Below are 22,223 nucleotides of genomic sequence, written 5' to 3'. Positions count from 1 at the left end.
AAACCTGCGTACCGGCTACCGCCTGGTCGGGCCCGTCAGACCTTCGCGGCGACGCGGTTCGCGGCGATGACCTCGGCGAGGTCCTGGTGCGCGGACTTCGGCGCACCCATGCCCGCGGCCTTCATGGCCATGCCCACGACACCGCCGATGGCGACGACGACGAGGCCCGCCCAGAAGCCCAGCGGGTTCGCCAGCACCATGAAGGCGCCGGAGATGCTGAAACCGATGAAGGCGATGATGACACCGGTCCAGGCGGCCGGGGTGTGTCCGTGGCTAGTGCCCGCCATGAGTTGCTCCTCGTACTCGGGTGTGCTCTGTCGCACGCCGCACATGCTGTGTCGAACGGTGCTGTGTCGAACGCTCGATGGTCATTGTCCCGTACCAGGAGGCGACCTCGTTCACGGGGTCGGCTCCTGGTTCAGGGGTTCAGGGGGTCGGCTCCGGGCCGGTGGGGTCCTCGCCCCGGTCCAGAGCCTTCCACAGGTCCTCCGGCCGGTCCGGGTCCACCACGGCCGCCTTGCGGGGTCGCGGGCTGCCGTCGCGCTCGTAGCGGCCGCCCATCGTGGGCCAGGCGCTCCCGAAGCGCAGCGCGAGCAGTCCGGCCAGCAGGATCAGCGCCCCGCCGGCGGCCGTCACGTAGGGCCAGGCCGTATGGGTCAGGCCGGCCACGTGGGCCGCGGTGTCGGCCGTCGTACGGGCCGCCTCCGCGTCCAGGGCGCTGCGGCCGTCCGCGTTGGCCAGGGCGGCGGCCCCGGCGCCCAGGCCGCTCAGCGCGAGCAGCGCCGAGACCAGCAGCCGGCTCCGGCCGCGTACGGCGAAGACGGCGACCAGGGCGGCGAGCCCGACGATGGCCAGGGCGGCGGGCAGGCCGGTGACGGCCCGCCCGTCGGCGGTCACCGGCAGCGAGCCGCCGCCGATGGCGGCGACGCCCCGGGCCCAGACGCGGCCGGAGGCGAGCAGGACGACGGTGGCACCGAGCGCGCCGAGCAGCAGCGCGACGGCCACGCTGCGGCGGCCGCCGCGGGCCGAGGGGGCCTCGGGCTCGGCGGCGGCATCGGCGTGTTCGGTTCGGGGCGGGGGTACGGCACTCACGTACCCCACTATCCCCTACGCGCTCAGGCGCCGTGGAGGCGGTTCGCCGCTGCCACCGCGCGGAGCACCGCAGCGGCCTTGTTGCGGCACTCGGCGTCCTCCAGCTCGGGCACCGAGTCGGCGACGACCCCGGCGCCGGCCTGCACGTACGCCTTCCCGTCGCGCAGCAGCGCGGTGCGGATGGCGATGGCGGTGTCCGAGTCCCCGGCGAAGTCGAGGTAGCCGACGCAGCCGCCGTAGAGCCCGCGGCGGGTGGGCTCCAGCTCCTCGATGATCTGCATGGCGCGCGGCTTGGGCGCGCCGGACAGGGTGCCGGCCGGGAAGCAGGCGGTGAGCACGTCGAAGGCGGTCCTGCCCTCGGCGACGCGCCCGGTGACGGTCGAGACGATGTGCATGACGTGCGAGTACCGCTCGATGCTCATGAAGTCGACGACCTCCACCGATCCCGGCTCGCAGACCCGGCCGAGGTCGTTGCGGCCGAGGTCGACGAGCATGAGGTGCTCGGCGCGCTCCTTGGGGTCGGCCAGCAGCTCGTCGGCGAGCTCGTTGTCCTGCTGCGGGGTGGCGCCGCGGTGCCGGGTGCCGGCGATGGGGTGGACCATGGCCCGCCCGTCCTCGACCTTGACCAGCGCCTCGGGGCTGGACCCGACGACGTCGAAGCCGTTCTCGAAGCGGAAGAGGTACATGTACGGGGAGGGGTTCGTGGCCCGCAGCACCCGGTAGACGTCGAGCGCGGAGGCGCTGCACGGGGTCTCGAACCGCTGCGAGGGCACCACCTGGAAGGCCTCGCCGGCCCGGATCCGCTCCTTCACGTCCTCCACGGCGTCCTGGTACTTCGCGCCGCCCCACAGGGCCGAGTACTCCGGCAGTTCGGAGGCGGGCAGCGGCATCGGCGCGTAGGGGGCGGGCCGCGCGAGGTCGGCCTCCATCGCGTCGAGGCGCGCGACGGCGTCCGCGTACGCCTCGTCCACGCCCGCGGCGAGGTCGTTGTGGTTGATGGCGTTGGCGATGAGCTGGACGGTCCCGTCCCAGTGGTCCAGGACCGCCAGGTCGGAGGTGAGCAGCATGGTCAGCTCGGGCAGCTGCAGGTCGTCCTCGGTGTGCTCGCCGATGCGCTCCAGCCGGCGCACGATGTCGTAGCCGAGGTAGCCGACCATGCCGCCGGTGAAGGGCGGCATCCCGGAGGCGAGGTCGCGGGGGGTGTGCAGGGCCTCCACCGTCTGCCGCAGGGCCTCCAGGGGGTCGCCGGAGGTCGGGACACCCACGGGCGGGGTGCCGATCCAGTGGGCCTGGCCGTCCCGGACCGTGAGGGTGGAGGCGCTGCGGACGCCGACGAAGGAGTAGCGCGACCAGGAGCGGCCGTTCTCGGCGGACTCCAGGAGGAACGTCCCGGGGCGTTCGGCGGCCAGCTTGCGGTAGAGCCCGACGGGCGTGTCACCGTCCGCCAGCAGCTTGCGGCTGACGGGGATGACGCGGCGGTCGGCCGCGAGCTTGCGGAACGTCTCAAGATCCATGGCGTGGGACCTTACTTGTGATCGGCTTCGGCTATTCGGCTTCGGCAGTGGGGCCGGAGGGACCGGCCAGGGGCAGGACGTCGGCATCGAAACACGTCCGGGCACCGGTGTGGCAGGCCGCCCCGACCTGGTCCACCTTGACGAGCACGGTGTCGGCGTCGCAGTCGAGCGCGACGGACTTCACGTGCTGGAAGTGGCCGGAAGTGTCCCCCTTCACCCAGTACTCCTGACGGCTGCGCGACCAGTACGTGCAGCGGCCGGTGGTCAGGGTGCGGTGCAGGGCCTCGTCGTCCATCCAGCCGAGCATGAGCACCTCACCGGTGTCGTACTGCTGGGCGATGGCCGGGACCAGACCGTCCGCGGAGCGCTTGAGGCGGGCGGCGATGGCGGGATCGAGGGAGGACGTACTCATGGGAGCCATTGTGCCGGGCCGGGGGGACGATCAAGGATCCCTGTCCGCCTGATGGGCAGCACGGGGCGGGTTCCAGCCGTAGGCTGGCCCGCATGTCTACCCATGCGAAGCGTGAACGACTGCTGCTGGCCGACCTGTTGGAGTCGGCGGGCCCGGAGGCGCCGACGCTGTGCGACGGCTGGCGGACACGGGAGCTCGCCGCGCACGTGGTGGTCCGGGAGCGTCGCCCGGACGCGGCGGGCGGACTGCTCCTGAACGTGCTGAAGGCCCGCCTGGACAAGGCGATGGAGGAGTACGCGGCCAAGCCGTACGAGGAACTCATCCAGTTGATCCGGACCGGCCCGCCGAAGATGTCCCTCTACTCGCTGAAGCAGATCGACGAGCTGGCGAACGCGGTGGAGTTCTACGTCCACGCCGAGGACGTCCGCCGAGCCCAGCCGGACTGGTCCCCGCGCCCCCTGGACCCGGTCTTCTCCGACTCCCTCTGGTCCCGCCTGGAAAAGCTGGCCCGTCTGACGGGCCGCCGCTCCCCGGTGGGCCTGGTGCTGCGCCGCCCGAACGGCCAGACGGCGGTGGCGCACAAGGGTGCGCCGGTGGTGACGGTGACGGGCGAGCCCGGGGAACTGACCCTGTTCTGCTTCGGCCGCCAGGACGCTGCCGCGGTGGAACTGGACGGCCCGAAGGAAGCCATCGCCCAGCTCACGAGGACAGCACTGGGCATTTAGTTCCCCCTGCGCCCCTCGCACCGCTGCGCGGGCTTCGGGCCGCCGCGCCGGACTCCGTCCGGCGGTGGCCCGGTCGGGGCCGGGAGGGGCAAGCGCTTAGGCCAGGGCCAGCTCCGCGCGGCGGACCGCGGGGGCCGAGGTGCCGACTATGGCCCCGGCCATGGACACCGCCGCCCCCGCCAGGAAGACCGGGGTCACGCCCCAGAGATCGGCGGCGAAGCCGAAGGCGGGGTAGGCCAGCGGGGCCAGGCCGACCGCCGTGAAGGCCATCACGGAGCTGACCCGCCCCAGGTAGGAGGGATCCGTGGCCGTCTGGATGAGGGCGATGGCCAGGCCGCCGCAGATCCCGCAGACCAGCCCCGTCAGCACGGCCAGTGCGACGGCGACCGGCAGGGTCGGGGCCAGGACCAGGCCGCCGATGCCCGCGGAGCCGATGATCAGGGTGAGGTTCTGGATGGCCCCGGCCCGGGGGAACCTCGGGATCAGGGTGAGCACCAGCGCGCTCGATGCCGCGCCGACGCCCATCCCGCCGATGATCCAGCCGACCCCGCCCGGCCCCCAGCCGCGCTCCTCGGAGACCAGGATCAGCCCCAGCGTCATCGGCGCGGACGTGCCCAGCTGGCTCAGTGCCCCCGACAGCATCAGGGGCCCGATCAGCCCGTGCCGGCGTATGTAGCCGAGCCCCGAGCGGAGCTGCCGCCAAGGGCTCTCGGAAGCGGAGACGGAAGGAGACGCCGGGGCCGGCAGAGGGGCGATCCGTACCGCCAGCAGCAGTACCAGCGAGACCCCGAACAGCGCCGAAGCCACCGCGAAGGCGGACGCCGGCCCGCCCAGCCCCATGGCCAGCCCCGCCACCGGCGGCCCGGCGGTGTGCCCGACGCGTTCCGCGAGGCTGCGCAGCCCCTGGACCCGTACGAGCTGTCCGGGCCCCGCGATCCGCGGCGGCAGCGCCCCGACGGCCGGCATGAACAGCGCGTCCACGATGCCGAAGACGAGCGCGACGAGCACCAGGACCCACAGGCCCGGGGAGCCGAGGGCGAGGACGAGCGCCAGTGCCAGGACGACACCGCACCGCACGGCGTCGGAGGAGATGACCACCAGCCGGGGCCCGAAGCGGTCGGCGACCACCCCGCCGCCCAGCATGAGCAGCGCCCTCGGTATCGCGCCGACCGCCATGACCAGGCCGACCTCGGCCGGGCCGGCCGTCTGGGCGGCCGCCCAGCCGAGGGCGAGGAAGTAGACCCCGTCCCCGACGAGCGAGGCCCCGTAGGCGGCCAGCCAGCGCAGGACATTGGCGTCCCGCCAGACGTTCCCGTTCACTGCGAGCCCCCCACGGGCAAAAGCAGGCCTCAGCGGACCGGGTGGCCCGCTTCCCTCAGCGCTTCCTTGACCTGGCCGATGCGCAGGTCGCCGAAGTGGAACACCGAAGCCGCCAGCACCGCGTCGGCGCCCGCCGCGATCGCCGGCGGGAAGTGCGCGAGCTTGCCCGCGCCGCCCGAGGCGATCACCGGGACCGTGACGTGCTTGCGCACGGCCGCGATCATCTCGGTGTCGTAGCCGTCCTTGGTACCGTCCGCGTCCATCGAGTTCAACAGGATTTCCCCGGCGCCCAGCTCGGCCGCCCGGTGCGCCCACTCGACGGCGTCGATGCCGGCGCTCTGCCGGCCGCCGTGGGTGGTCACCTCGAAGGAGCCGGAGGCCGTGCGGCGCGCGTCCACGGACAGGACGAGCACCTGCCGGCCGAACCGCTCCGCGATCTCCTGGATGAGCTCGGGCCGGGCGATGGCGGCGGTGTTCACGCCGACCTTGTCGGCGCCGGCCCGCAGCAGCTTGTCCACGTCGTCCGCGGTGCGGACGCCGCCGCCCACGGTCAGCGGGATGAAGACCTGCTCGGCGGTGCGGCGCACCACGTCGTAGGTGGTCTCCCGGTTCCCGGAGGAGGCGGTGATGTCGAGGAAGGTCAGCTCGTCGGCGCCTTCGGCGTCGTAGAGCTTGGCCATCTCGACCGGGTCGCCGGCGTCGCGCAGGTTCTGGAAGTTGACGCCCTTGACCACGCGGCCGTTGTCCACGTCCAGGCAGGGGATCACCCGTACGGCGAGGGTCATGCCGAGCCTCCCGCGACGGGGCCGAAGGCCTCGACCTCCACCTCGACGACCATGCTCGGGTCCACGAACCCGTTGACGATGAGCAGCGTCGAGGCGGGGCGGACCTTGTCGAAGAGCTCGCTGTGGGCGCGGCCGACCTCGTCCACGTCACGGGCGTGCGTGAGGTACATGCGGGTGCGGACCACGTGCTCGGGGCCGAGCCCGGCCTGCTCCAGGGCGGCGAAGGCCACGGAGAAGGCCTTCATCGTCTGGTCGTACGGGCCGCCCGCGTCGGCCCCGGTGCAGCCGGAGACCAGGACGAGGCCGTTGGGGAGCTGGACGGCGCGGGAGTAGCCGAGGACGTCCTCGTAGGGGCCGCCGGAGGAGATGCGGCGGACGGCGGAGCTGTTCTCGCCGGACCTGTTGTGGGATGTCATGCGGAGACCACCTTCAGGGCTTCTTCGAGCGTGAACGCCTTGGCGTACAGGGCCTTGCCTACGATGGCGCCCTCGACGCCGGCCCCGACGAGCCCTGCGAGTGCGCGCAGGTCGTCGAGGGAGGAGATGCCGCCGGAGGCGACGACGGGCCGGTCGGTGGCGGCGCAGACGTTGGTCAGCAGCTCCAGGTTGGGGCCGGTGAGGGTGCCGTCCTTGCCGATGTCGGTGACGACGTACCGGGCGCAGCCCTCGGAGTCCAGGCGCGCGAGCGTCTCGTAGAGGTCCCCGCCCTCGCTGGTCCAGCCGCGGCCCTTGAGCGTGGTGCCGCGTACGTCGAGGCCGACGGCGATCTTGTCACCGTGCTCGGCGATGGCCTTGGCGGCCCACTCGGGGGTCTCCAGGGCGGCGGTGCCGAGGTTGACGCGGGTGCAGCCGGTGGCGAGGGCCGCGGCGAGCGAGGCGTCGTCGCGGATGCCGCCGGACAGTTCGACCTTGATGTCCATGGCGCCGGTGATCTCGGCGACGAGCGCGCGGTTGTCACCGGTGCCGAAGGCGGCGTCCAGGTCGACCAGGTGCAGCCATTCGGCGCCGGCGGACTGCCAGGCCAGGGCGGCCTGGAGCGGGGAGCCGTAGGAGGTCTCGCTGCCGGACACGCCGTGCACGAGGCGGACGGCCTGGCCGTCGCGGACGTCGACGGCGGGGAGCAGTTCGAGCTTCTTCGACGTCGTCATCACAGGGTCTCGATCCAGTTGGTGAGGAGCTGGGCGCCGGCGTCCCCGGACTTCTCGGGGTGGAACTGGGTGGCCCACAGGGCCCCGTTCTCCACCGCCGCGACGAACCGCTCGCCGTGCGTGGCCCAGGTGACCTTGGGGGCCTTGATCAGCGGGTTGGTGACTTCCAGCGACCAGTCGTGGGCCGCGTAGGAGTGCACGAAGTAGAAGCGGGCGTCCTCGTCCAGGCCGGCGAAGGCCTGGCTGTCGGCCGGCGCGTCCACGGTGTTCCAGCCCATGTGGGGGACGATCGGGGCCTGGAGCGGGCCGACCGTGCCGGGCCACTCGTCCAGTCCCTCGGTCTCCACGCCGTGCTCGATGCCGCGCTCGAAGAGGATCTGCATGCCGACGCAGATGCCCATGACCGGGCGGCCGCCGGAGAGCCGGCGGCCGATGATCCAGTCGCCGCGCGCGTCCTTGAGCCCCTGCATGCAGGCGGAGAAGGCGCCGACACCGGGGACGAGGAGTCCGTCGGCGTCCATGGCCTTGTCGTAGTCGCGGGTGATCTCCACGTCCGCGCCGGCGCGCGCGAGGGCGCGCTCGGCGGAGCGGACGTTGCCGAAGCCGTAGTCGAAGACCACGACCTTCTTGGTGGGGGTCAAGGTGCTCACTCCCAAATTCCCTGGATCCGCAGCACTCCGGCGACCAGGCACATCACGGAGCCGATGGCGAGCAGGACGATGACCGAGGCCGGCATCTCCTGCTTCTTGAAGGAGTAGACGCCTCCGGCCAGGAACAGGCCGAGGACGATCAGGATCGTGTTGAGCCCGTTCACGCTAGAGGGCGCCCTTCGTGGAGGGCAGGATCCCGGCGGCGCGCGGGTCGAACTCGGCGGCGTAGCGCAGGGCCCGGGCCAGCGCCTTGAACTGGCACTCCACGATGTGGTGGGCGTTGCGGCCGTACGGCACGTGGATGTGCAGGGCGATCTGGGCCTGCGCGACGAAGGACTCGAAGATGTGCCGGGTCATCGTCGTGTCGTACGAGCCGATCATCGGCGCCATGTTCTCGGGCTCGGTGTGCACGAGGTAGGGGCGGCCCGACAGGTCGACGGTCACCTGGGCGAGGGACTCGTCGAGCGGCACGGTGCAGTTGCCGAAGCGGTAGATGCCGACCTTGTCGCCGAGGGCCTGCTTGAAGGCGGCGCCGAGCGCGAGCGCGCTGTCCTCGATGGTGTGGTGGCTGTCGATGTGCAGGTCGCCCTCGGTCTTGACCGTGAGGTCGAAGAGGCCGTGGCGGCCGAGCTGGTCGAGCATGTGGTCGTAGAAGCCCACGCCCGTCGAGACGTCGACCTTGCCCGTGCCGTCGAGGTTTATCTCGACGAGGACCGAGGTCTCCTTCGTGGTCCGTTCGACCCGTCCGATGCGGCTCATGCGTGCTGCTCCTTCTTCAGTGCGCGAACCGCTTCCAGGAACGCGTCGTTCTCGGCCGGGGTGCCCGCGGTGACCCGCAGCCATCCCGGTACGCCGTTGTCCCGGACCAGGACGCCCTGGTCGAGGATCTTCTGCCAGGCGGTGTGGGAGTTTTCGAACCGGCCGAACTGTACGAAGTTCGAGTCGGAGTCGGTGACCTCGAAGCCGATCCCCCGCAGCTCGGTGACCAGGCGGTCCCGCTCGGCCTTGAGCTGCTCGACGTAGCCGAGGAGGGTGTCGGTGAATTCCAGGGCGGCCAGCGCGGTCGCCTGGGTGACCGCCGACAGGTGGTACGGCAGGCGTACGAGCTGTACGGCGTCGACCACGGCCGGGTGCGCGGCCAGGTAGCCCAGGCGCAGGCCGGCGGCGCCGAAGGCCTTGGACATGGTCCGGGAGACCACCATGTGGGGGCGGCCCTCGATCAGCGGCAGCAGCGAGTCCCGGTGGCTGAACTCCACGTAGGCCTCGTCCACGATGACGAGGGACGGCTTGGCCGCCTGCGCGGCCTCGTAGAGGGCCAGGACGGTCTCGGCCCCGACGGCGGTGCCCGTGGGGTTGTTGGGCGAGGTGATGAAGACGACGTCGGGGGCGTGCTCGGCGATGGCCTGCTCGGCCGCCTCCACGTCGATGGTGAAGTCCTCGTTGCGCGGCCCGGAGATCCAGTCGGTCCCGGTGCCGCGCGCGATCAGCGCGTGCATCGAGTACGAGGGCTCGAAGCCGATCGCGGTGCGGCCGGGCCCGCCGAAGGTCTGCAGCAGCTGCTGGAGGACCTCGTTGGAGCCGTTGGCGGCCCATACGTTCTCCCGCGCGACCGGGTGCTTGCCGGTACGGGTGAGGTAGGCGGCCAGCTCGGTGCGCAGCTCGACCGCGTCCCGGTCGGGGTACCGGTTGAGGGTGCGGGCGGCCTCGGCGACCCGCTCGGCGATGCGGCTGACTAGCGCCTCGGGTAGCCCGTACGGGTTCTCGTTGGTGTTGAGCTGGACGGGCACGTCCAGCTGCGGAGCGCCGTACGGGGTCTTGCCGCGGAGCTCGTCGCGGATGGGGAGGTCGTCGATGCCGATGACGGCCGCGTCGTCCGTGCTGTCGGTCGTGCCGGTCATGCCTGCGGAACCTTCCACCCGAATCGTGCCTTCAGAGCCGCGCCGTGCGCGGGCAGGTCCTCGGCCTCGGCGAGGGTCACCACGTGGTGGGTGACCTCGGCGAGGGCGTCGCGCGTGTAGTCGACGATGTGGATGCCGCGCAGGAAGGACTGCACGGACAGGCCCGAGGAGTGGCAGGCGCAGCCGCCGGTGGGCAGCACGTGGTTGGAGCCGGCGCAGTAGTCGCCGAGGGAGACCGGGGACCACGGGCCGACGAAGATCGCGCCGGCGTTGCGCACGCGGGCGGCCCAGGCGGCCGCGTCGGCGGTCTGGATCTCCAGGTGCTCGGCGCCGTACGCGTCGACGACCTTGAGGCCGTCCTCCAGGCTGTCGACCAGCACGATCGCGGACTGGCGGCCCGCCAGCGCGGGCTTGATCCGGTCCTCGATGTGCTTGGTGGCCGCGACCTGCGGCTCCAGCTCCTTCTCGACGGCAGCCGCGAGCTCCTCGGAGTCCGTCACCAGTACGGCGGCGGCCAGCGGGTCGTGCTCGGCCTGGCTGATCAGGTCGGCGGCGACGTGCACCGGGTCGGCCGTGGAGTCCGCGAGGACCGCGATCTCGGTCGGGCCGGCCTCGGTGTCGATGCCGATCTTGCCGGTGAAGTAGCGCTTGGCGGCGGCGACCCAGATGTTGCCGGGGCCGGTCACCATGTTGGCGGGCGGGCAGTCTTCCGTCCCGTACGCGAACATCGCGACGGCCTGGGCACCGCCCGCGGCGTACACCTCGTCCACGCCGAGCAGCGCGCAGGCGGCGAGGATCGTCGGGTGCGGCAATCCGCCGAATTCCTTCTGCGGCGGGGACGCGAGCGCGATGGACTCGACGCCCGCCTCCTGGGCCGGTACGACGTTCATGACGACGGAGGACGGGTACACCGAGCGGCCGCCCGGGGCGTACAGCCCCACGCGCTCGACCGGAACCCACTTCTCGGTCACCGTTCCGCCGGGGACCACCTGGGTGGTGTGCTCGGTGCGGCGCTGGTTGCGGTGCACGATCCGGGCGCGCCGGATCGACTCCTCCAGGGCGGCGCGGACGGCCGGGTCGAGCTGCTCCAGAGCGGTCTTGAGCGCCTCGGCGGGCACCCTGACCTGCTTGAGCTCGACCCCGTCGAACTTCTGCGCGTACTCGATCAGCGCCGCCGTCCCACGATGGTGGACGTCCTCGCAGATGGGCCGCACCTTCTTCAGGGCGGCTTCCACGTCGAACTCGGCACGGGGCAGCAGATCGCGCAGGGCGCCACCCTCGGGGAGGGTGTTGCCGCGCAGGTCGATACGAGAGATCACCTGCCAATTCTCTCAGACCGCCTCGCAGCACCGTTCGTCCGTATCACTGGCTGATACAGGCCACGGACGTTTCCCGATGTCACAGCGGCCCCCTAGCGTGCGGGTAGGCGCGGTGCGGTCCGCGCCGACGAGCGGAGGGGGGCCGCCATGGCAGAAGTACGCCCGGACGGGGAACCGGACGATCTCACCGGCCCCGAACGGCTCATGTGGGACGCGTACCGGACCGGCAGCGTCTGCGATCTCAGCACCCGTACGGCCGAGCGGGACGATCCGCACGCCGACCGGGTCTGGGGCCCCGAGCGCAGTGTGCGCGCGGCGGTGGTGGCCCTGCTGCTGCTCCACGGGCCGGGCCCGGTGCGGGGCCGGGTGGCCTCCCTGAAGCTGCGCGGCGTGCGGATCACCGGCCGCCTCGACCTGTCCGGTGGCACGGTCACCCCGTACGTGGAGCTCCAGTCCTGCCGCTTCGACGGCGGGGTGCAGCTCTCGGAGACCCGCTTCGGCACGCTGCGCCTGGTCAACTGCGCGATACCCCGGCTGGACGCGGCCCGCCTGCAGACGGAGGGCGACCTGCACCTGCCGCGCTGCCGGGTGGCGCGCGGGATCCGGCTGACCGACGCGCAGATCGGCACCGACCTGCTGATCAGCGAGGCGGTGGTGCAGCGCGACAACAAGGGCCGGGCGCTGGCCGCCGACGGGATGTCGGTGGCGCAGGACTTCCAGGGCGAGCTGCTGCGGGCCTACGGGGAGGTGAGCCTGCGCGGCGCCAAGGTCGGTGTGTCGATGAGCCTGCGCGGGGCCCGGCTGAACAATCCGGCCGGAAAGCGGGCGCTGAACGCCCCGCAGCTCACCGTCGAGCGCACCCTCTACCTGACCTCCATCGCCCTGGACTACACCGCGGGCGACTCCGGCTCCTCCACGCCCCCCTACGGGCAGGGCTACACCCCGCTGCGGGGCGAGCCCGCGCAGCACTTCGAGTGCCGGGGCGGCCTGCGGCTGGACGACGGCCGCTTCGGGGACGCCGTGGACTTCTACGGGGCCCGGTTCACCCTCACGGAGGACCAGGAGGTCTCGCTGCGCCGCATCCACACCCCGGAGCTGCGGTTCGTGGGCGAGCGCACGGAGCGGGGCCGGGTGGTGCTGTCGGGCTCGCAGGTGGTCAAGCTCGTGGACACGGCCGCGAGCTGGCCGGCCCGCCCGGGCCGGCTGTCCATCGAGGGCTTCGGCTACGAGAACCTCGCGCCCCGGGGCCATTTCCCGACGGCCCTGCGGCTGGAGTGGGTCGAGGCGGCCACCCCCGAGTACTCCCCGGAACCGTACGAGCGGCTCGCCGCGGTCCTGCGGGCCTCCGGGGAGGACGCGGACGCCCGCGAGGTGCTGCTCGCCAAACAGCGGCGCCGGCGGTCGACGCTGCCGCCGGCGCTGCGCGCCTGGGGGTACCTCCAGGACTGGACGGTGGTCTACGGCTACCGGCCGGGGCGGGCGGCGCTGTGGATGGCCGTGCTGTGGGCGGCCGGGGCGGTGCTCTTCTCGGTGCACGGCGAGCCGCCGCCGATCAAAGCGGACGAGCACCCCGACTGGGACGCAGCGCTGTTCGCCCTGGACCTGCTCCTGCCGGTGATCGACCTCGGCCTTCAGGACCAGTGGATCCTGAAGGACGGCTGGCAGTGGGGCGGGGCCGCGCTGATCATCCTGGGCTGGATCCTGGCCACGACGGTCGCGGCGGGAGCCTCCCGCGTCCTGAGGCGGGGGTGACGGTCCTCCGGCCAGGGCCACTACCCTGTGCCTCGTGACCACCGTTCGCCTGCCCCTCTTCCCGCTGAACTCGGTGCTGTTCCCGGGACTCGTGCTCCCGCTGAACATCTTCGAGGAGCGTTATCGCGCCATGATGCGCGAGCTGCTGAAGGCGGGAGAGGAAGAGCCCCGCCGTTTCGCGGTCGTCGCGATCCGCGACGGCCGGGAGGTCGCCCCGACCGCGCCCGGCCTGCCGGACCAGACGGCCCTGCCGGAGCGCGGCCCGGCCGCCGGTTTCGGCGCGGACCCGGTCCAGGCCTTCCACCGGGTGGGCTGCATCGCGGACGCGGCCTCGATCCGGGAGCGGGAGGACGGCAGCTTCGAGGTCATGGCCACCGGCACGGTCCGGGTCCGGCTGCTGTCGGTCGACGCGTCCGGCCCGTTCCTGGTGGCGGAGCTGGAGGAGCTCCCCGAGGACGCGGGCGACGGCGCGGGCGCGCTGGCGGAGGGCGTGCTGCGGGCGTTCCGCACGTATCAGAAGCGGCTCGCGGGGGCCCGCGAACGATCCCTGACCGGCATGGACCTCCCCGACGAGCCCTCGGTGGTCTCGTACCTGGTCGCCGCGGCCGCGGTGCTGGACATCCCGGCGAAGCAGCGGCTGCTGCAGGCACCGGACACGGCGACCCGCCTCGCGGAGGAGCTGAAGCTGCTGCGCACCGAGACGGCCGTCATCCGCCACCTCCCCTCGCTCCCGGCCGTGGACCTCACCCGCGCCCCGACGAGCCCCAACTGACGAAGGACCCATGGCGAAGAAGAAGCCGGCGGGCACTCCGGCGATCGTGGCCCTGACGGCGGCCGGCGCCGATTTCACCGTGCACGCCTACGAGCACGACCCCGCCCACCCCTCCTACGGCGAGGAGGCCGCGCAGGCCCTCGGGGTCTCCCCCGCGCAGGTCTTCAAGACGCTGCTGGCCGACGTGGACGGCTCGCTGGTGGTCGCGGTGGTCCCGGTCTCGGGCAGCCTCGACCTGAAGGCCCTGGCCGCCGCGGTGGGCGGCAAGCGTGCGGCGATGGCCGATCCGGCCCTGGCGGAACGCACCACGGGCTACGTCCTGGGCGGCATCTCCCCGCTGGGCCAGCGCAAGCGGCTCCCCACGGTCCTGGACGCCTCGGCCTCCGGCTTCCCCACCATCTGCGTCTCGGCGGGCCGCCGCGGCCTGGAGGTCGAGCTGGCCCCGGCCACCCTGACCGCTCTGACCTCGGCCGCCGAGGCCCCGATCGCCCGGACATAACACCCCGGGCCCGCTGCGCGGGGCTGGGTCCCCTACCCGCCCTTCGCCCGTTCCCCGGGCTCCGCCCGGACCCGGTCCTCAAACGCCGGACGGGCTGAATGTGCCGCGCAGCGGCACATCTCAGCCCCGCCGGCGTTTGAGGCGCGGGGTCTGGGGCGGAGCCCCAGGGAACGGGCGAAGGGCGGGTAGGGGACAGCCCCGCAGGGCGACCCCACCCGCACCGGGGCTACGGGCGCGGAGGCTCCGTACCGGCCGGGTCCGCAGCCGGGGCGACAGGGGCCGCAGGGGCCTGGTAGTACCCCGACGGCCACACCGCGAGCTCCGGCGCCGGATCCCGCGTCCCCCACAGCGCGGTCAGCGCCAAGTGCACGATGACCGCAGCCATCGGCCAGCCGAGCAGCGCCCCGTGCGCGAGCAGTTCCAGCGGGGCGTCGAAGGGAACTCCCTTCCCCGCCTTCCGGGCGACCGCCACGAGGTCCGAGGACGGGCCCAGCCACAGACCCACGCGCCAGCCGACCAGCGCGGCGAAGACCGATCCGACCGCGAGCCCGACCACCTGCGCCGCACCCCCGCCGCGGCGCCACAGGAAGACCGCCAGCGCGCTCAGCACGCCGAATCCGACGGACAGCAGGAGGAAGGTCCCGTCCGCCCCGATGCGCGCTTCGCTCTCCGTGTCCCGGAGGAACACGGCCTCGCCGTTGGAGACGTACTGCACGCGCGGCGCGAGCCAGACCCACAGCAGCCCGAGGAGCACGCCGGCCACGCCGATCACGAGGGCGATGGCGGCCCCGTCGCGGATGTCGGACGGGGAGAAGGCGGGCTCCGACGCGGGCGCGGTCGCTGTCGCAGCCGAAGGCGACTCCGACGGCGGCTGGTCGGGCTTGTCATAGGGGGTCACGGCTTCGGTCACCCCCACATCGTGCCAGGAAGTGTTTGATTTAACGATCGGCCCCGGCGGGCGTCAGCGGACCGCGGCCCGCCGGTAGGCCCAGGTCGCGACGGCGAGGGACAGCACGCCCACCCCCGCGCACACGCCGAGGTCGAGGAGGACCGCCGCCCAGTCGGGATGCGGTTCGAAGGTCCGGGCGAACGCCTCCACGCCGTACGTGGACGGCAGCAGGTCCCGCGCCCAGACGATGACGTCCGGCATCCGCTCGGGCGGCAGTACGCCCAGCAGCAGGGCCGCGGACATGCCGAGCTGTCCGGCGAGGGTGGCCAGCTCCTGGCGCGGGGCGAGCAGGCCCAGCGCCGCGCCGAGTCCGGCGAGGGCGGCGCCGGCCAGCGGCACCACGGCGGCCAGGATCCACAGTCCGCCCATCGGCAGCCCGAAGAGCACGCTGCCGAAGACCGCCGTCACCAGGGTGCCGGGCAGCGTGAAGGAGGCGTACGCGGCTGCGGCGCCCAGCACCACCGACGCGGGCGGCACCGGCAGGGTGGCGTAGTGGTCGAGCCCGCCGCTGGCCCGGAGCTGGCCGAAGTACTGCGCGAGCAGGTTCAGCGCGACGAAGGCGACGACCAGCACGGAGGAACCGGCGACGACGGCCCGCGCCTCGGAGCCCCCGTCGACCACGCCGCGCATCAGGATCATGATCCCGACGGACTGGAAGGTGGCCACGAACAGCAGCGGGATCCGCGAGACCCGCGCGCGGGACAGCTGGGCCCGGTAGACGGCGGCCAGCGCCGGGAAGAACCGGGCGCGGGGTGCCAGTACGCCCAGGGCGGTGGCGACGGGTGCGGCCGTGTCGGCGGCCGTGTCCGTGGTGGCGGCGGTGGCGCTCACGCCTTCACCAGTCCCTTCGAGGTGCGTCCGCCCAGGGCGAGGTACACGTCCTCCAGGCTCGGCGTGGCCAGCGTGAAATCGTCGAGGGCGGCGAAGGCCGGGCCGCCGGTCACGGCGGCCACCGCCGCCCGCGCCTCGTCGGGTCCGAGCCGCAGCACCCAGCGGCGCCCGGATTCGGTGGCCGCCGCGGCGAGCGCGGCGACCTCCGGGAGCTCCAGCGGCGGCGCGGTGCGCCAGACCAGTTCGAGGCGGACCTCGCCGGACACCCGGGCCTTGAGCCCGGCCGGGGTGTCGCAGGCGATGACCCGGCCCTGGTCGATGACGGCGACCCGGTCGAGGACGGTCTCGGCCTCGATGACGTTGTGGGTGACCAGCAGCACGGTGGCCCCGGTCTGGGCGCGGCGGCGGTCGACTGCGGCCCAGACGGCCCGCCGGGCCACCGGGTCCATGCCGGTCGTGGGCTCGTCGAGCACCAGGACGGGCCGCTCCCCCACCAGTGCGGCGGCGAAGCAGGCGAGGCGCCGCTGCCCGCCGGACAGCTTCTTCAGGGGGCGTCCGGCGATCCCGGTCAGGCCGAGCTCCTCCAGTACGGAGTCCCGGGCGGCCCGTGCCTCGCGCAGGCCGAGGCCCCGCAGCCGGCCGGTCGTTTCGGCGGCCAGCGAGACGGTGAGCTCGTCGAGGGCGGTGGATTCCTGCCCCAGGTAGGACAGCAGCCGGGCCGACCGGTCGGGGTGGCGCACGAGGTCGTGGCCGAGCAGGGTCACGGAGCCGGAGTCGGGCCGCAGCAGGCCGGTGAGCTGGCGGACCAGGGTCGATTTGCCGGCGCCGTTGGGGCCGAGCAGCCCGAAGATCTCGCCGCGCCGCACGTCCAGGGAGATGCCGTCGGTGGCACGGGTCTCGGGCAGGGCCGGGGCCCCGCGCCGTCCTCGTACCGCGGGATAGGTCTTGACCAGGTCACGTACCGCGCAGACCACGTCGGAGGCCGGTCCCGCGGCCCCTGCCGTGCGGCTACCGCGCGGCGGTCCTGCCTGTGCTGTCCCCGTACTCACGAGGGAGCAGCCTACGGGGTTGCGGCCCCTACTCGGCTGCCGGGGCCGCCTGGGCCGCCGTGACGGAGGCCGCACCGAGGGCCCCGGGAGCCCCCGGAGCGGCGGCCGGGGCGGCGGCGAGGGCGGCCGGGGATCCGATACCGGCCACGTGTTCGGCGGCCGCCCGTACGTCGATCTCGCGCCAGAAGCCGGCCCGGATGGCGTACCGGTCGTGCTCGTCGATCTGGTCGTCCTTGTGCGCGAGGAGTCCGAAGCGGGCGGCGTAGCGCAGCAGCTCCCCGTCGATCCGGTGCGGGATCCGCGGGTACATGGTGGCGAGTTTCTGCAGGTGCACGGTCTCCGGGAGCCGTTCCATCCAGCGCCGGGCGAACACCTGACCCACCTCGAAGGGGTCGCCGCCGACGGTGGTGATGTCCTCCTCGCGGTCCGCCCAGCGCTGCTCGGCGGAGGTGAGCTGGGCGAGGGTGGGCAGCGAGGCGGTCTCGGCGGGCTCGCCGAGCGGCCCGGCGCGGTCGACCCATCCCTTGTCGGAGGACCACCGCAGGGCGCTGCCCGCCGGGGCCGCGCCGAGGGCCTGGCCGGGCCCGGCGGCGGGTGCGGGGGCTCCAGGGGCGCGCAAGGCGCCCGCGAGGTCCTTCGGGGTCGGGACGGTCCTGCCGCCCGCGGTGCCGGCCGCGGCGGCGGCCACGCCGCCCTCCTCGGGCTCCACGGGGGCCGCGGGCCGGGTTCCGTTGCCGTTGCCGCGGGCGGCCTCGGCGAGGGCGGCCTCGGGCAGCGGCGCGGAGAGGATGGCGGCGATCTCGGGGCGCGGGGCGGGCGCCGGGGCGCAGAGTCCGGTGAGGTCGCGGGCGCGGACGGCGCGGGTGATCCAGGTGCGGTCCAGGACCCGGCGTTCGTCGGCTTCGGCGACGAGGTCCTCGGACTGGTTGTAGTCCCCGTCGGCGGCCTGGACGGCCCACAGGTGGACGGCGACCCCGTGTTCCTTGGCGGACATCAGGCCGGGCAGCAGGTCGCCGTCGCCGGTGACGAGTACGACGTCGGAGCAGGCCCGGTTGCGGGCGAGTTCGGTGAGTTCGGCGTGCATGGCCGCGTCGACGCCCTTCTGGGCCCAGCGGCCGTCGCTGCGGGTCAGGGCGCCGAGGCGGACGGTGACCCGGGGCATGACGCGCAGCCGCCGGTGCTCGGGCTGGGGCACCCGGTCGGGTGCGCCGTCGAACCAGTAGATCCGCAGGAGGGGCTGTTCGGTGTCGGCCTCGGCGCGCTCGCGCAGGCCCTGGATGAGGGCCGCATGGTCGACGGTGATCCGGGAGCGGGACGGCTCTCCTGCGAGGAGGCTCGCGGCGGCGCCCAGCAGATAGCCGGCGTCCACCAGGACGACGCAGCGGTCCACGCGTACCACCCTCTTCCCTGGGGGTCCTCTGTGTCTTTCGCGGTTTCCCCGAGTCTGCCCGACGGCAACGGCCTTGACGGCCGGAACTCGATCATCGGCGTGGCGTATCTCTCGGAGTCCCCCGGCAGGAGCCCCGACTACGCGCGGTAATGATCCAAAATGCGCCGTTTACGGCCCTGTGTGAGTGTGAAGGCGGCCCTGGCCCCTAAACCCCCCACGGAGGCATCCCATGGCCAAGAACAAGAACCGCCAGCAGCCCGCCAAGTCACAGGACCGCTCGGCTTCGCAGGATCCGGCGAAGACCTCGATGGAATCGTCGCCCGCGCCCTCGACCTCGGCGGCACCGAGCCCGCTGCAGATGGCCGGCAAGAAGAGGGAAAAGAAGTTCGGCCACAACTGACGCCTCCCCCGCATGCGGGAAGGCCCGCCCCTGTCGACAGGGGCGGGCCTTCCCGCGTACGGGGGCGGGGGGTGCCTAGCCGGCCAGGCAGGACGGGCCGAGGAGCACCTTGAGGTCGCCGAAGAGCGCCGGGTCGGGCTTGACCCGGTGCTTGTCGAGCCGGAGCACGGTGGTGGTGCGCGGCCCCTGGAGCTTGATCCGCACCTCGCTGTTGCCCTGGTGGTGGCGCAGGATCTCGCCGAGCCGGGTCACCATCGGCGGGGTGACCTTGACGGTCGGGATGGTGAGGACGACGGGGGCGTTGGTGCCGGCGTTGGACAGGTCGGGGACCATCATCTCCATCGCGACCAGCCGGGGGACGTCCTCGCGCTTGTCCAGGCGGCCCTTGACGAAGACGACGGTGTCCTCGACCAGCTGGGTGGAGACGAGCTGGTAGGTCGCGGGGAAGAACATGCACTCGATGGAGCCGGCCAGGTCCTCGACGGTGGCGATGGCCCAGGCGTTGCCCTGCTTGGTCATCTTGCGCTGGAGGCCCGAGATGATGCCGCCGATGGTGACGACGGCGCCGTCGGAGTGCTCGCCGCCGGTGAGCTGGGAGATGCCCGCGTCGGTCTTGTCGGAGAGCACGTGCTCCAGGCCGAAGAGCGGGTGGTCGGAGACGTAGAGGCCGAGCATCTCGCGCTCCTGGGCGAGCAGGTAGGACTTCTCCCACTCGACGTCGGAGAACTCCACGTCGAGACCGAAGCCGGGCTCGTCGCTCGCGCTCTCGTCACCCATTCCGCCGAAGAGGTCGAACTGCCCCTCGGCCTCCTTGCGCTTGACGGCGACCACGTTGTCGATCATCGGCTCGTGGTGGGCGACCAGGCCCTTGCGGGTGTGGCCCATCTCGTCGAAGGCGCCGGCCTTGATCAGGGACTCGACCGTGCGCTTGTTGCAGACGACGGCTTCGACCTTGTCCAGGAAGTCGGGGAAGGTGGAGTACTTCCCCTTGGCCTTCCTGCTCTTGATGATCGACTCGACGACGTTCTGGCCGACGTTGCGCACGGCGGTGAGGCCGAAGAGGATCACGTCGTCGCCCTGGGCGGCGAAGTTCGCCTCCGACTCGTTCACGTTCGGCGGGAGCACCTTGATGCCCATCCGGCGGCACTCGTTCAGGTAGATCGCGGACTTGTCCTTGTCGTCCTTGACCGAGGTGAGCAGGCCCGCCATGTACTCGGCCGGGAAATTGGCCTTGAGGTAGGCGGTCCAGTAGGAGACCAGGCCGTACGCGGCCGAGTGGGCCTTGTTGAAGGCGTAGCCGGCGAAGGGGACCAGCACGTCCCACAGGGCCTTGATCGCCTGGTCGCTGAAGCCCTTCTCCTTGGCGCCCGCCTCGAAGATGACGAAGTTCTTCGCCAGTTCGTCGGGCTTCTTCTTGCCCATCACGCGGCGCAGGATGTCGGCCTCGCCGAGCGAGTACCCGGCGATGATCTGGGCGGCCTTCTGCACCTGCTCCTGGTACACGATGAGGCCGTAGGTGACGCCGAGGATCTCCCTGAGCGGCTCCTCCAGCTCCGGGTGGATCGGGGTGATCTCCTGCTGCTTGTTCTTGCGCAGGGCGTAGTTCGTGTGCGAGTTCATGCCCATCGGGCCCGGCCGGTACAGGGCCGAGACGGCGGAGATGTCCTCGAAGTTGTCGGGCTTCATCAGGCGCAGCAGGGAGCGCATGGGCCCGCCGTCGAACTGGAACACGCCGAGGGTGTCGCCGCGGCCGAGCAGCTCGAAGGTCTTGGGGTCGTCGAGCGGCAGGCCCAGGAGATCGAGGTCGATCCCCTTGTTGGCCTTCACCATCTTGACGGCGTCGTCCATGATCGTGAGGTTGCGCAGGCCCAGGAAGTCCATCTTGATCAGGCCGAGCGACTCGCACTGGGGGTAGTCCCACTGCGTGATGGTCACGCCGTCCGTGTGCCGGACCCAGACCGGTGCGTGGTCGACGATCGGCTCGCTGGACATGATCACGCCGGCGGCGTGCACGCCCATCTGGCGGACCAGGCCCTCCACACCGCGGGCGGTGTCGATGACCTTCTTCACGTCCGGCTCGTTCTCGTACATCGCCCGGATCTCGCCGGCCTCGCCGTAGCGCGGGTGCGAGGGGTCGGTGATGCCGTTGAGGTCGATGCCCTTGCCGAGGACGTCGGCGGGCATGGCCTTCGTGAGCCGGTCGCCCATGGCGTACGGGTAGCCGAGGACCCGGGCGGAGTCCTTGATGGCGTTCTTCGCCTTGATCTTTCCGTACGTGCCGATCATGGCGACCTTGTCGTCGCCGTACTTGTCGGTCACGTACCGGATCACTTCGACGCGCCTGCGCTCGTCGAAGTCGATGTCGACATCGGGCATGGAGACGCGCTCGGGGTTCAGGAACCGCTCGAAGATCAGGCCGTGGGTGATCGGGTCGAGGTCGGTGATGCCCATGGCGTAGGCGACGATCGAGCCGGCGGCGGAGCCGCGGCCGGGGCCCACCGCGATGCCCTGGTTCTTGGCCCACATGATGAAGTCGGCGACGACGAGGAAGTAGCCCGGGAACCCCATCTGGATGATGACGTCCAGCTCGTACTCGGCCTGCTTCTGCCGGTCCTCGGGGACCCCTCCCGGGTAGCGGCGGGCCATGCCGCGCCGCACTTCCTCCTTGAACCAGGTGATCTCGGTGTAGCCCTCTTCCGGGATCTCGAACTTCGGCATGAGGTTCTTGGCCTCGAACATGCCGGTGGTGTCGATCTGCTCGGCCACCAGGAGGGTGTTGCGGCACCCCTCCTGCCAGGCGTCCGAGGAGTCGACGGCGTACATCTCCTCCGTGGACTTCAGGTAGTAGCCGGTGCCGTCGAAGCGGAAGCGGTCCGGGTCGGAGAGGTTCTTGCCGGTCTGGATGCACAGCAGGGCGTCGTGCGCGGCCGACTCGTGCGCGTACGTGTAGTGCGAGTCGTTGGTGACCAGCGGCGGGATGCCGAGCTTCTTGCCGACCTCCAGCAGCCCGTCGCGGACCCGGCGCTCGATCTCGATGCCGTGGTCCATCAGCTCCAGGAAGTAGCGGTCCTTGCCGAAGATGTCCTGGTACTCGGAGGCGGCCTTCAGGGCCTCGTCGAACTGGCCGAGGCGCAGCCTGGTCTGGAGCTCGCCGGAAGGGCAGCCGGTGGAGGCGATCAGCCCTTCCGACCACTGGGAGATGGTCTCCCTGTCCATGCGCGGCCACTTGGTCAGCCAGCCCTCGGCGTACGCGTCGGAGGACAGCCGGAAGAGGTTGTGCAGCCCGGTGGAGTTCGCCGCCCAGATCGTCTTGTGGGTGTAACCGCCGGAACCGGACACGTCGTCGCGCTTCTGGTGGGGCTGGCCCCACTGGATGCGCCGCTTGTTGCGCCGGGACTCCGGGGCGACGTACGCCTCGATGCCGATGATCGGCGTGACCCCGGCCTTCTTCGCCGTGTGGAAGAAGTCATACGCCCCGTGCAGGTTGCCGTGGTCGGACATGGCGATGTGCGTCATGCCCATCTCGTTGCACGCGTTGAACATGTCCTTCAGCCGCGCGGCACCGTCCAGCAGGGAGTACTGGGTGTGGACGTGCAGGTGCGTGAACGGCGTCTTGGTCACGGTGGGGGCCTCCGGGCGGGGAGAGAGGGGCGGCAGCTATGAATCCTACGTGGCCCGAGTGACAGTTCCCGGGCACGGCGGGGTAGCTTCATCCGTTG

General features: G+C 72.1%; 23 protein-coding genes. 5 read left to right on the top strand and 18 right to left on the bottom strand.

Annotated elements, in window-relative coordinates:
- Positions 1-35: 35 nt before the first annotated feature.
- The 4 genes from OG898_RS21215 to hisI form a co-directional block, all read right to left on the bottom strand.
- Complete coding sequence (locus OG898_RS21215) at positions 36-287, bottom strand: HGxxPAAW family protein (protein ID WP_250743834.1); 252 nt, start codon at positions 285-287, stop codon at positions 36-38.
- Positions 288-426: 139 nt separating this feature from the next.
- Complete coding sequence (locus OG898_RS21210; RefSeq protein WP_250743799.1) at positions 427-1,101, bottom strand: TIGR02234 family membrane protein; 675 nt, start codon at positions 1,099-1,101, stop codon at positions 427-429.
- A gap of 14 nt (positions 1,102-1,115) precedes the next feature.
- Positions 1,116-2,606, bottom strand: a complete 1,491-nt coding sequence (locus OG898_RS21205; RefSeq protein ID WP_250743798.1) for an anthranilate synthase component I — start codon at positions 2,604-2,606, stop codon at positions 1,116-1,118.
- Positions 2,607-2,637: 31 nt separating this feature from the next.
- Complete coding sequence (hisI, locus tag OG898_RS21200) at positions 2,638-3,027, bottom strand: phosphoribosyl-AMP cyclohydrolase (RefSeq protein WP_250743796.1); 390 nt, start codon at positions 3,025-3,027, stop codon at positions 2,638-2,640.
- Between the two features lie 83 nt (positions 3,028-3,110).
- Here hisI and OG898_RS21195 point away from each other — a divergent pair, with 83 nt between their 5' ends.
- The gene (locus OG898_RS21195; protein WP_250743794.1) at positions 3,111-3,743 is read left to right on the top strand and encodes a TIGR03085 family metal-binding protein; all 633 of its coding nucleotides are present in this window, start codon (positions 3,111-3,113) and stop codon (positions 3,741-3,743) included.
- Positions 3,744-3,839: 96 nt separating this feature from the next.
- Here OG898_RS21195 and OG898_RS21190 read toward each other — a convergent pair whose 3' ends face one another.
- Genes OG898_RS21190 through hisD form a run of 9 tightly spaced genes read right to left on the bottom strand, consistent with a single transcriptional unit; the run spans position 3,840 to position 10,862 of the window.
- Positions 3,840-5,063, bottom strand: a complete 1,224-nt coding sequence (locus tag OG898_RS21190; protein WP_250743793.1) for an MFS transporter — start codon at positions 5,061-5,063, stop codon at positions 3,840-3,842.
- 29 nt (positions 5,064-5,092) lie between these two features.
- Positions 5,093-5,848 carry an imidazole glycerol phosphate synthase subunit HisF gene (gene hisF / locus OG898_RS21185; protein WP_250743792.1) on the bottom strand — a complete coding sequence of 252 codons (756 nt, stop codon included), beginning with the start codon at positions 5,846-5,848 and terminating at the stop codon, positions 5,093-5,095.
- Complete coding sequence (locus tag OG898_RS21180) at positions 5,845-6,264, bottom strand: RidA family protein (protein ID WP_250743791.1); 420 nt, start codon at positions 6,262-6,264, stop codon at positions 5,845-5,847. Before OG898_RS21180 ends, hisF begins: the two co-directional genes overlap by 4 nt.
- The gene (gene priA / locus OG898_RS21175; protein WP_250743790.1) at positions 6,261-6,995 is read right to left on the bottom strand and encodes a bifunctional 1-(5-phosphoribosyl)-5-((5-phosphoribosylamino)methylideneamino)imidazole-4-carboxamide isomerase/phosphoribosylanthranilate isomerase PriA; all 735 of its coding nucleotides are present in this window, start codon (positions 6,993-6,995) and stop codon (positions 6,261-6,263) included. The genes OG898_RS21180 and priA overlap by 4 nt, the downstream gene beginning before the upstream one ends.
- Entirely contained in the window at positions 6,995-7,636 is a 642-nt protein-coding gene (hisH, locus tag OG898_RS21170) for an imidazole glycerol phosphate synthase subunit HisH (protein ID WP_250743832.1), read from the bottom strand. Before hisH ends, priA begins: the two co-directional genes overlap by 1 nt.
- Before the next feature lie 5 nt (positions 7,637-7,641).
- Positions 7,642-7,809 (bottom strand): hypothetical protein, encoded by a 168-nt coding sequence (locus tag OG898_RS21165; protein WP_250743789.1) that lies wholly within the window; start codon positions 7,807-7,809, stop codon positions 7,642-7,644.
- A gap of 1 nt (position 7,810) precedes the next feature.
- A complete protein-coding gene (gene hisB, locus OG898_RS21160) occupies positions 7,811-8,404 on the bottom strand; it encodes an imidazoleglycerol-phosphate dehydratase HisB (protein WP_215035049.1) in 594 nt (197 codons plus the stop codon).
- Entirely contained in the window at positions 8,401-9,543 is a 1,143-nt protein-coding gene (locus OG898_RS21155; RefSeq protein ID WP_266958641.1) for a histidinol-phosphate transaminase, read from the bottom strand. Before OG898_RS21155 ends, hisB begins: the two co-directional genes overlap by 4 nt.
- A complete protein-coding gene (hisD, locus tag OG898_RS21150) occupies positions 9,540-10,862 on the bottom strand; it encodes a histidinol dehydrogenase (protein ID WP_266958639.1) in 1,323 nt (440 codons plus the stop codon). The genes OG898_RS21155 and hisD overlap by 4 nt, the downstream gene beginning before the upstream one ends.
- Positions 10,863-11,009: 147 nt before the next feature.
- Here hisD and OG898_RS21145 point away from each other — a divergent pair, with 147 nt between their 5' ends.
- Genes OG898_RS21145 through ybaK form a run of 3 tightly spaced genes read left to right on the top strand, consistent with a single transcriptional unit; the run spans position 11,010 to position 13,885 of the window.
- Entirely contained in the window at positions 11,010-12,614 is a 1,605-nt protein-coding gene (locus tag OG898_RS21145; protein WP_266958637.1) for an oxidoreductase, read from the top strand.
- A gap of 34 nt (positions 12,615-12,648) precedes the next feature.
- Positions 12,649-13,386: an LON peptidase substrate-binding domain-containing protein gene (locus OG898_RS21140; protein ID WP_250743782.1), complete on the top strand. Its 738-nt coding sequence runs from the start codon at positions 12,649-12,651 to the stop codon at positions 13,384-13,386.
- 10 nt (positions 13,387-13,396) lie between these two features.
- The gene (ybaK, locus tag OG898_RS21135) at positions 13,397-13,885 is read left to right on the top strand and encodes a Cys-tRNA(Pro) deacylase (RefSeq protein ID WP_266958635.1); all 489 of its coding nucleotides are present in this window, start codon (positions 13,397-13,399) and stop codon (positions 13,883-13,885) included.
- A gap of 226 nt (positions 13,886-14,111) precedes the next feature.
- Here ybaK and OG898_RS21130 read toward each other — a convergent pair whose 3' ends face one another.
- The 4 genes from OG898_RS21130 to OG898_RS21115 form a co-directional block, all read right to left on the bottom strand.
- Entirely contained in the window at positions 14,112-14,795 is a 684-nt protein-coding gene (locus OG898_RS21130; RefSeq protein ID WP_250743779.1) for a hypothetical protein, read from the bottom strand.
- Positions 14,796-14,846: 51 nt separating this feature from the next.
- The gene (locus OG898_RS21125) at positions 14,847-15,602 is read right to left on the bottom strand and encodes an ABC transporter permease (protein ID WP_266960357.1); all 756 of its coding nucleotides are present in this window, start codon (positions 15,600-15,602) and stop codon (positions 14,847-14,849) included.
- 59 nt (positions 15,603-15,661) lie between these two features.
- On the bottom strand, positions 15,662-16,639 hold the full coding sequence (locus OG898_RS21120; protein ID WP_250743828.1) for an ABC transporter ATP-binding protein: 978 nt from the start codon (positions 16,637-16,639) through the stop codon (positions 15,662-15,664).
- Positions 16,640-16,742: 103 nt separating this feature from the next.
- The gene (locus OG898_RS21115; protein WP_266958633.1) at positions 16,743-18,113 is read right to left on the bottom strand and encodes an NYN domain-containing protein; all 1,371 of its coding nucleotides are present in this window, start codon (positions 18,111-18,113) and stop codon (positions 16,743-16,745) included.
- A gap of 220 nt (positions 18,114-18,333) precedes the next feature.
- Between OG898_RS21115 and OG898_RS21110 the strand changes: the two genes are divergently transcribed.
- On the top strand, positions 18,334-18,504 hold the full coding sequence (locus OG898_RS21110; RefSeq protein ID WP_250743777.1) for a hypothetical protein: 171 nt from the start codon (positions 18,334-18,336) through the stop codon (positions 18,502-18,504).
- Positions 18,505-18,579: 75 nt separating this feature from the next.
- Here the strand turns inward: OG898_RS21110 and dnaE are convergent, their stop codons facing one another.
- On the bottom strand, positions 18,580-22,125 hold the full coding sequence (dnaE, locus tag OG898_RS21105; protein ID WP_266958631.1) for a DNA polymerase III subunit alpha: 3,546 nt from the start codon (positions 22,123-22,125) through the stop codon (positions 18,580-18,582).
- Between the last annotated feature and the right edge of the window lie 98 nt (positions 22,126-22,223).

Origin of the sequence: Streptomyces sp. NBC_00193 (assembly GCF_026342735.1) — a bacterium.
Taxonomy (GTDB): domain Bacteria; phylum Actinomycetota; class Actinomycetes; order Streptomycetales; family Streptomycetaceae; genus Streptomyces; species Streptomyces stoeckheimensis.
The sequence above is the reverse complement of the archived record's forward strand: the minus strand, read 5'-3'. Positions and strand labels throughout refer to the sequence as shown.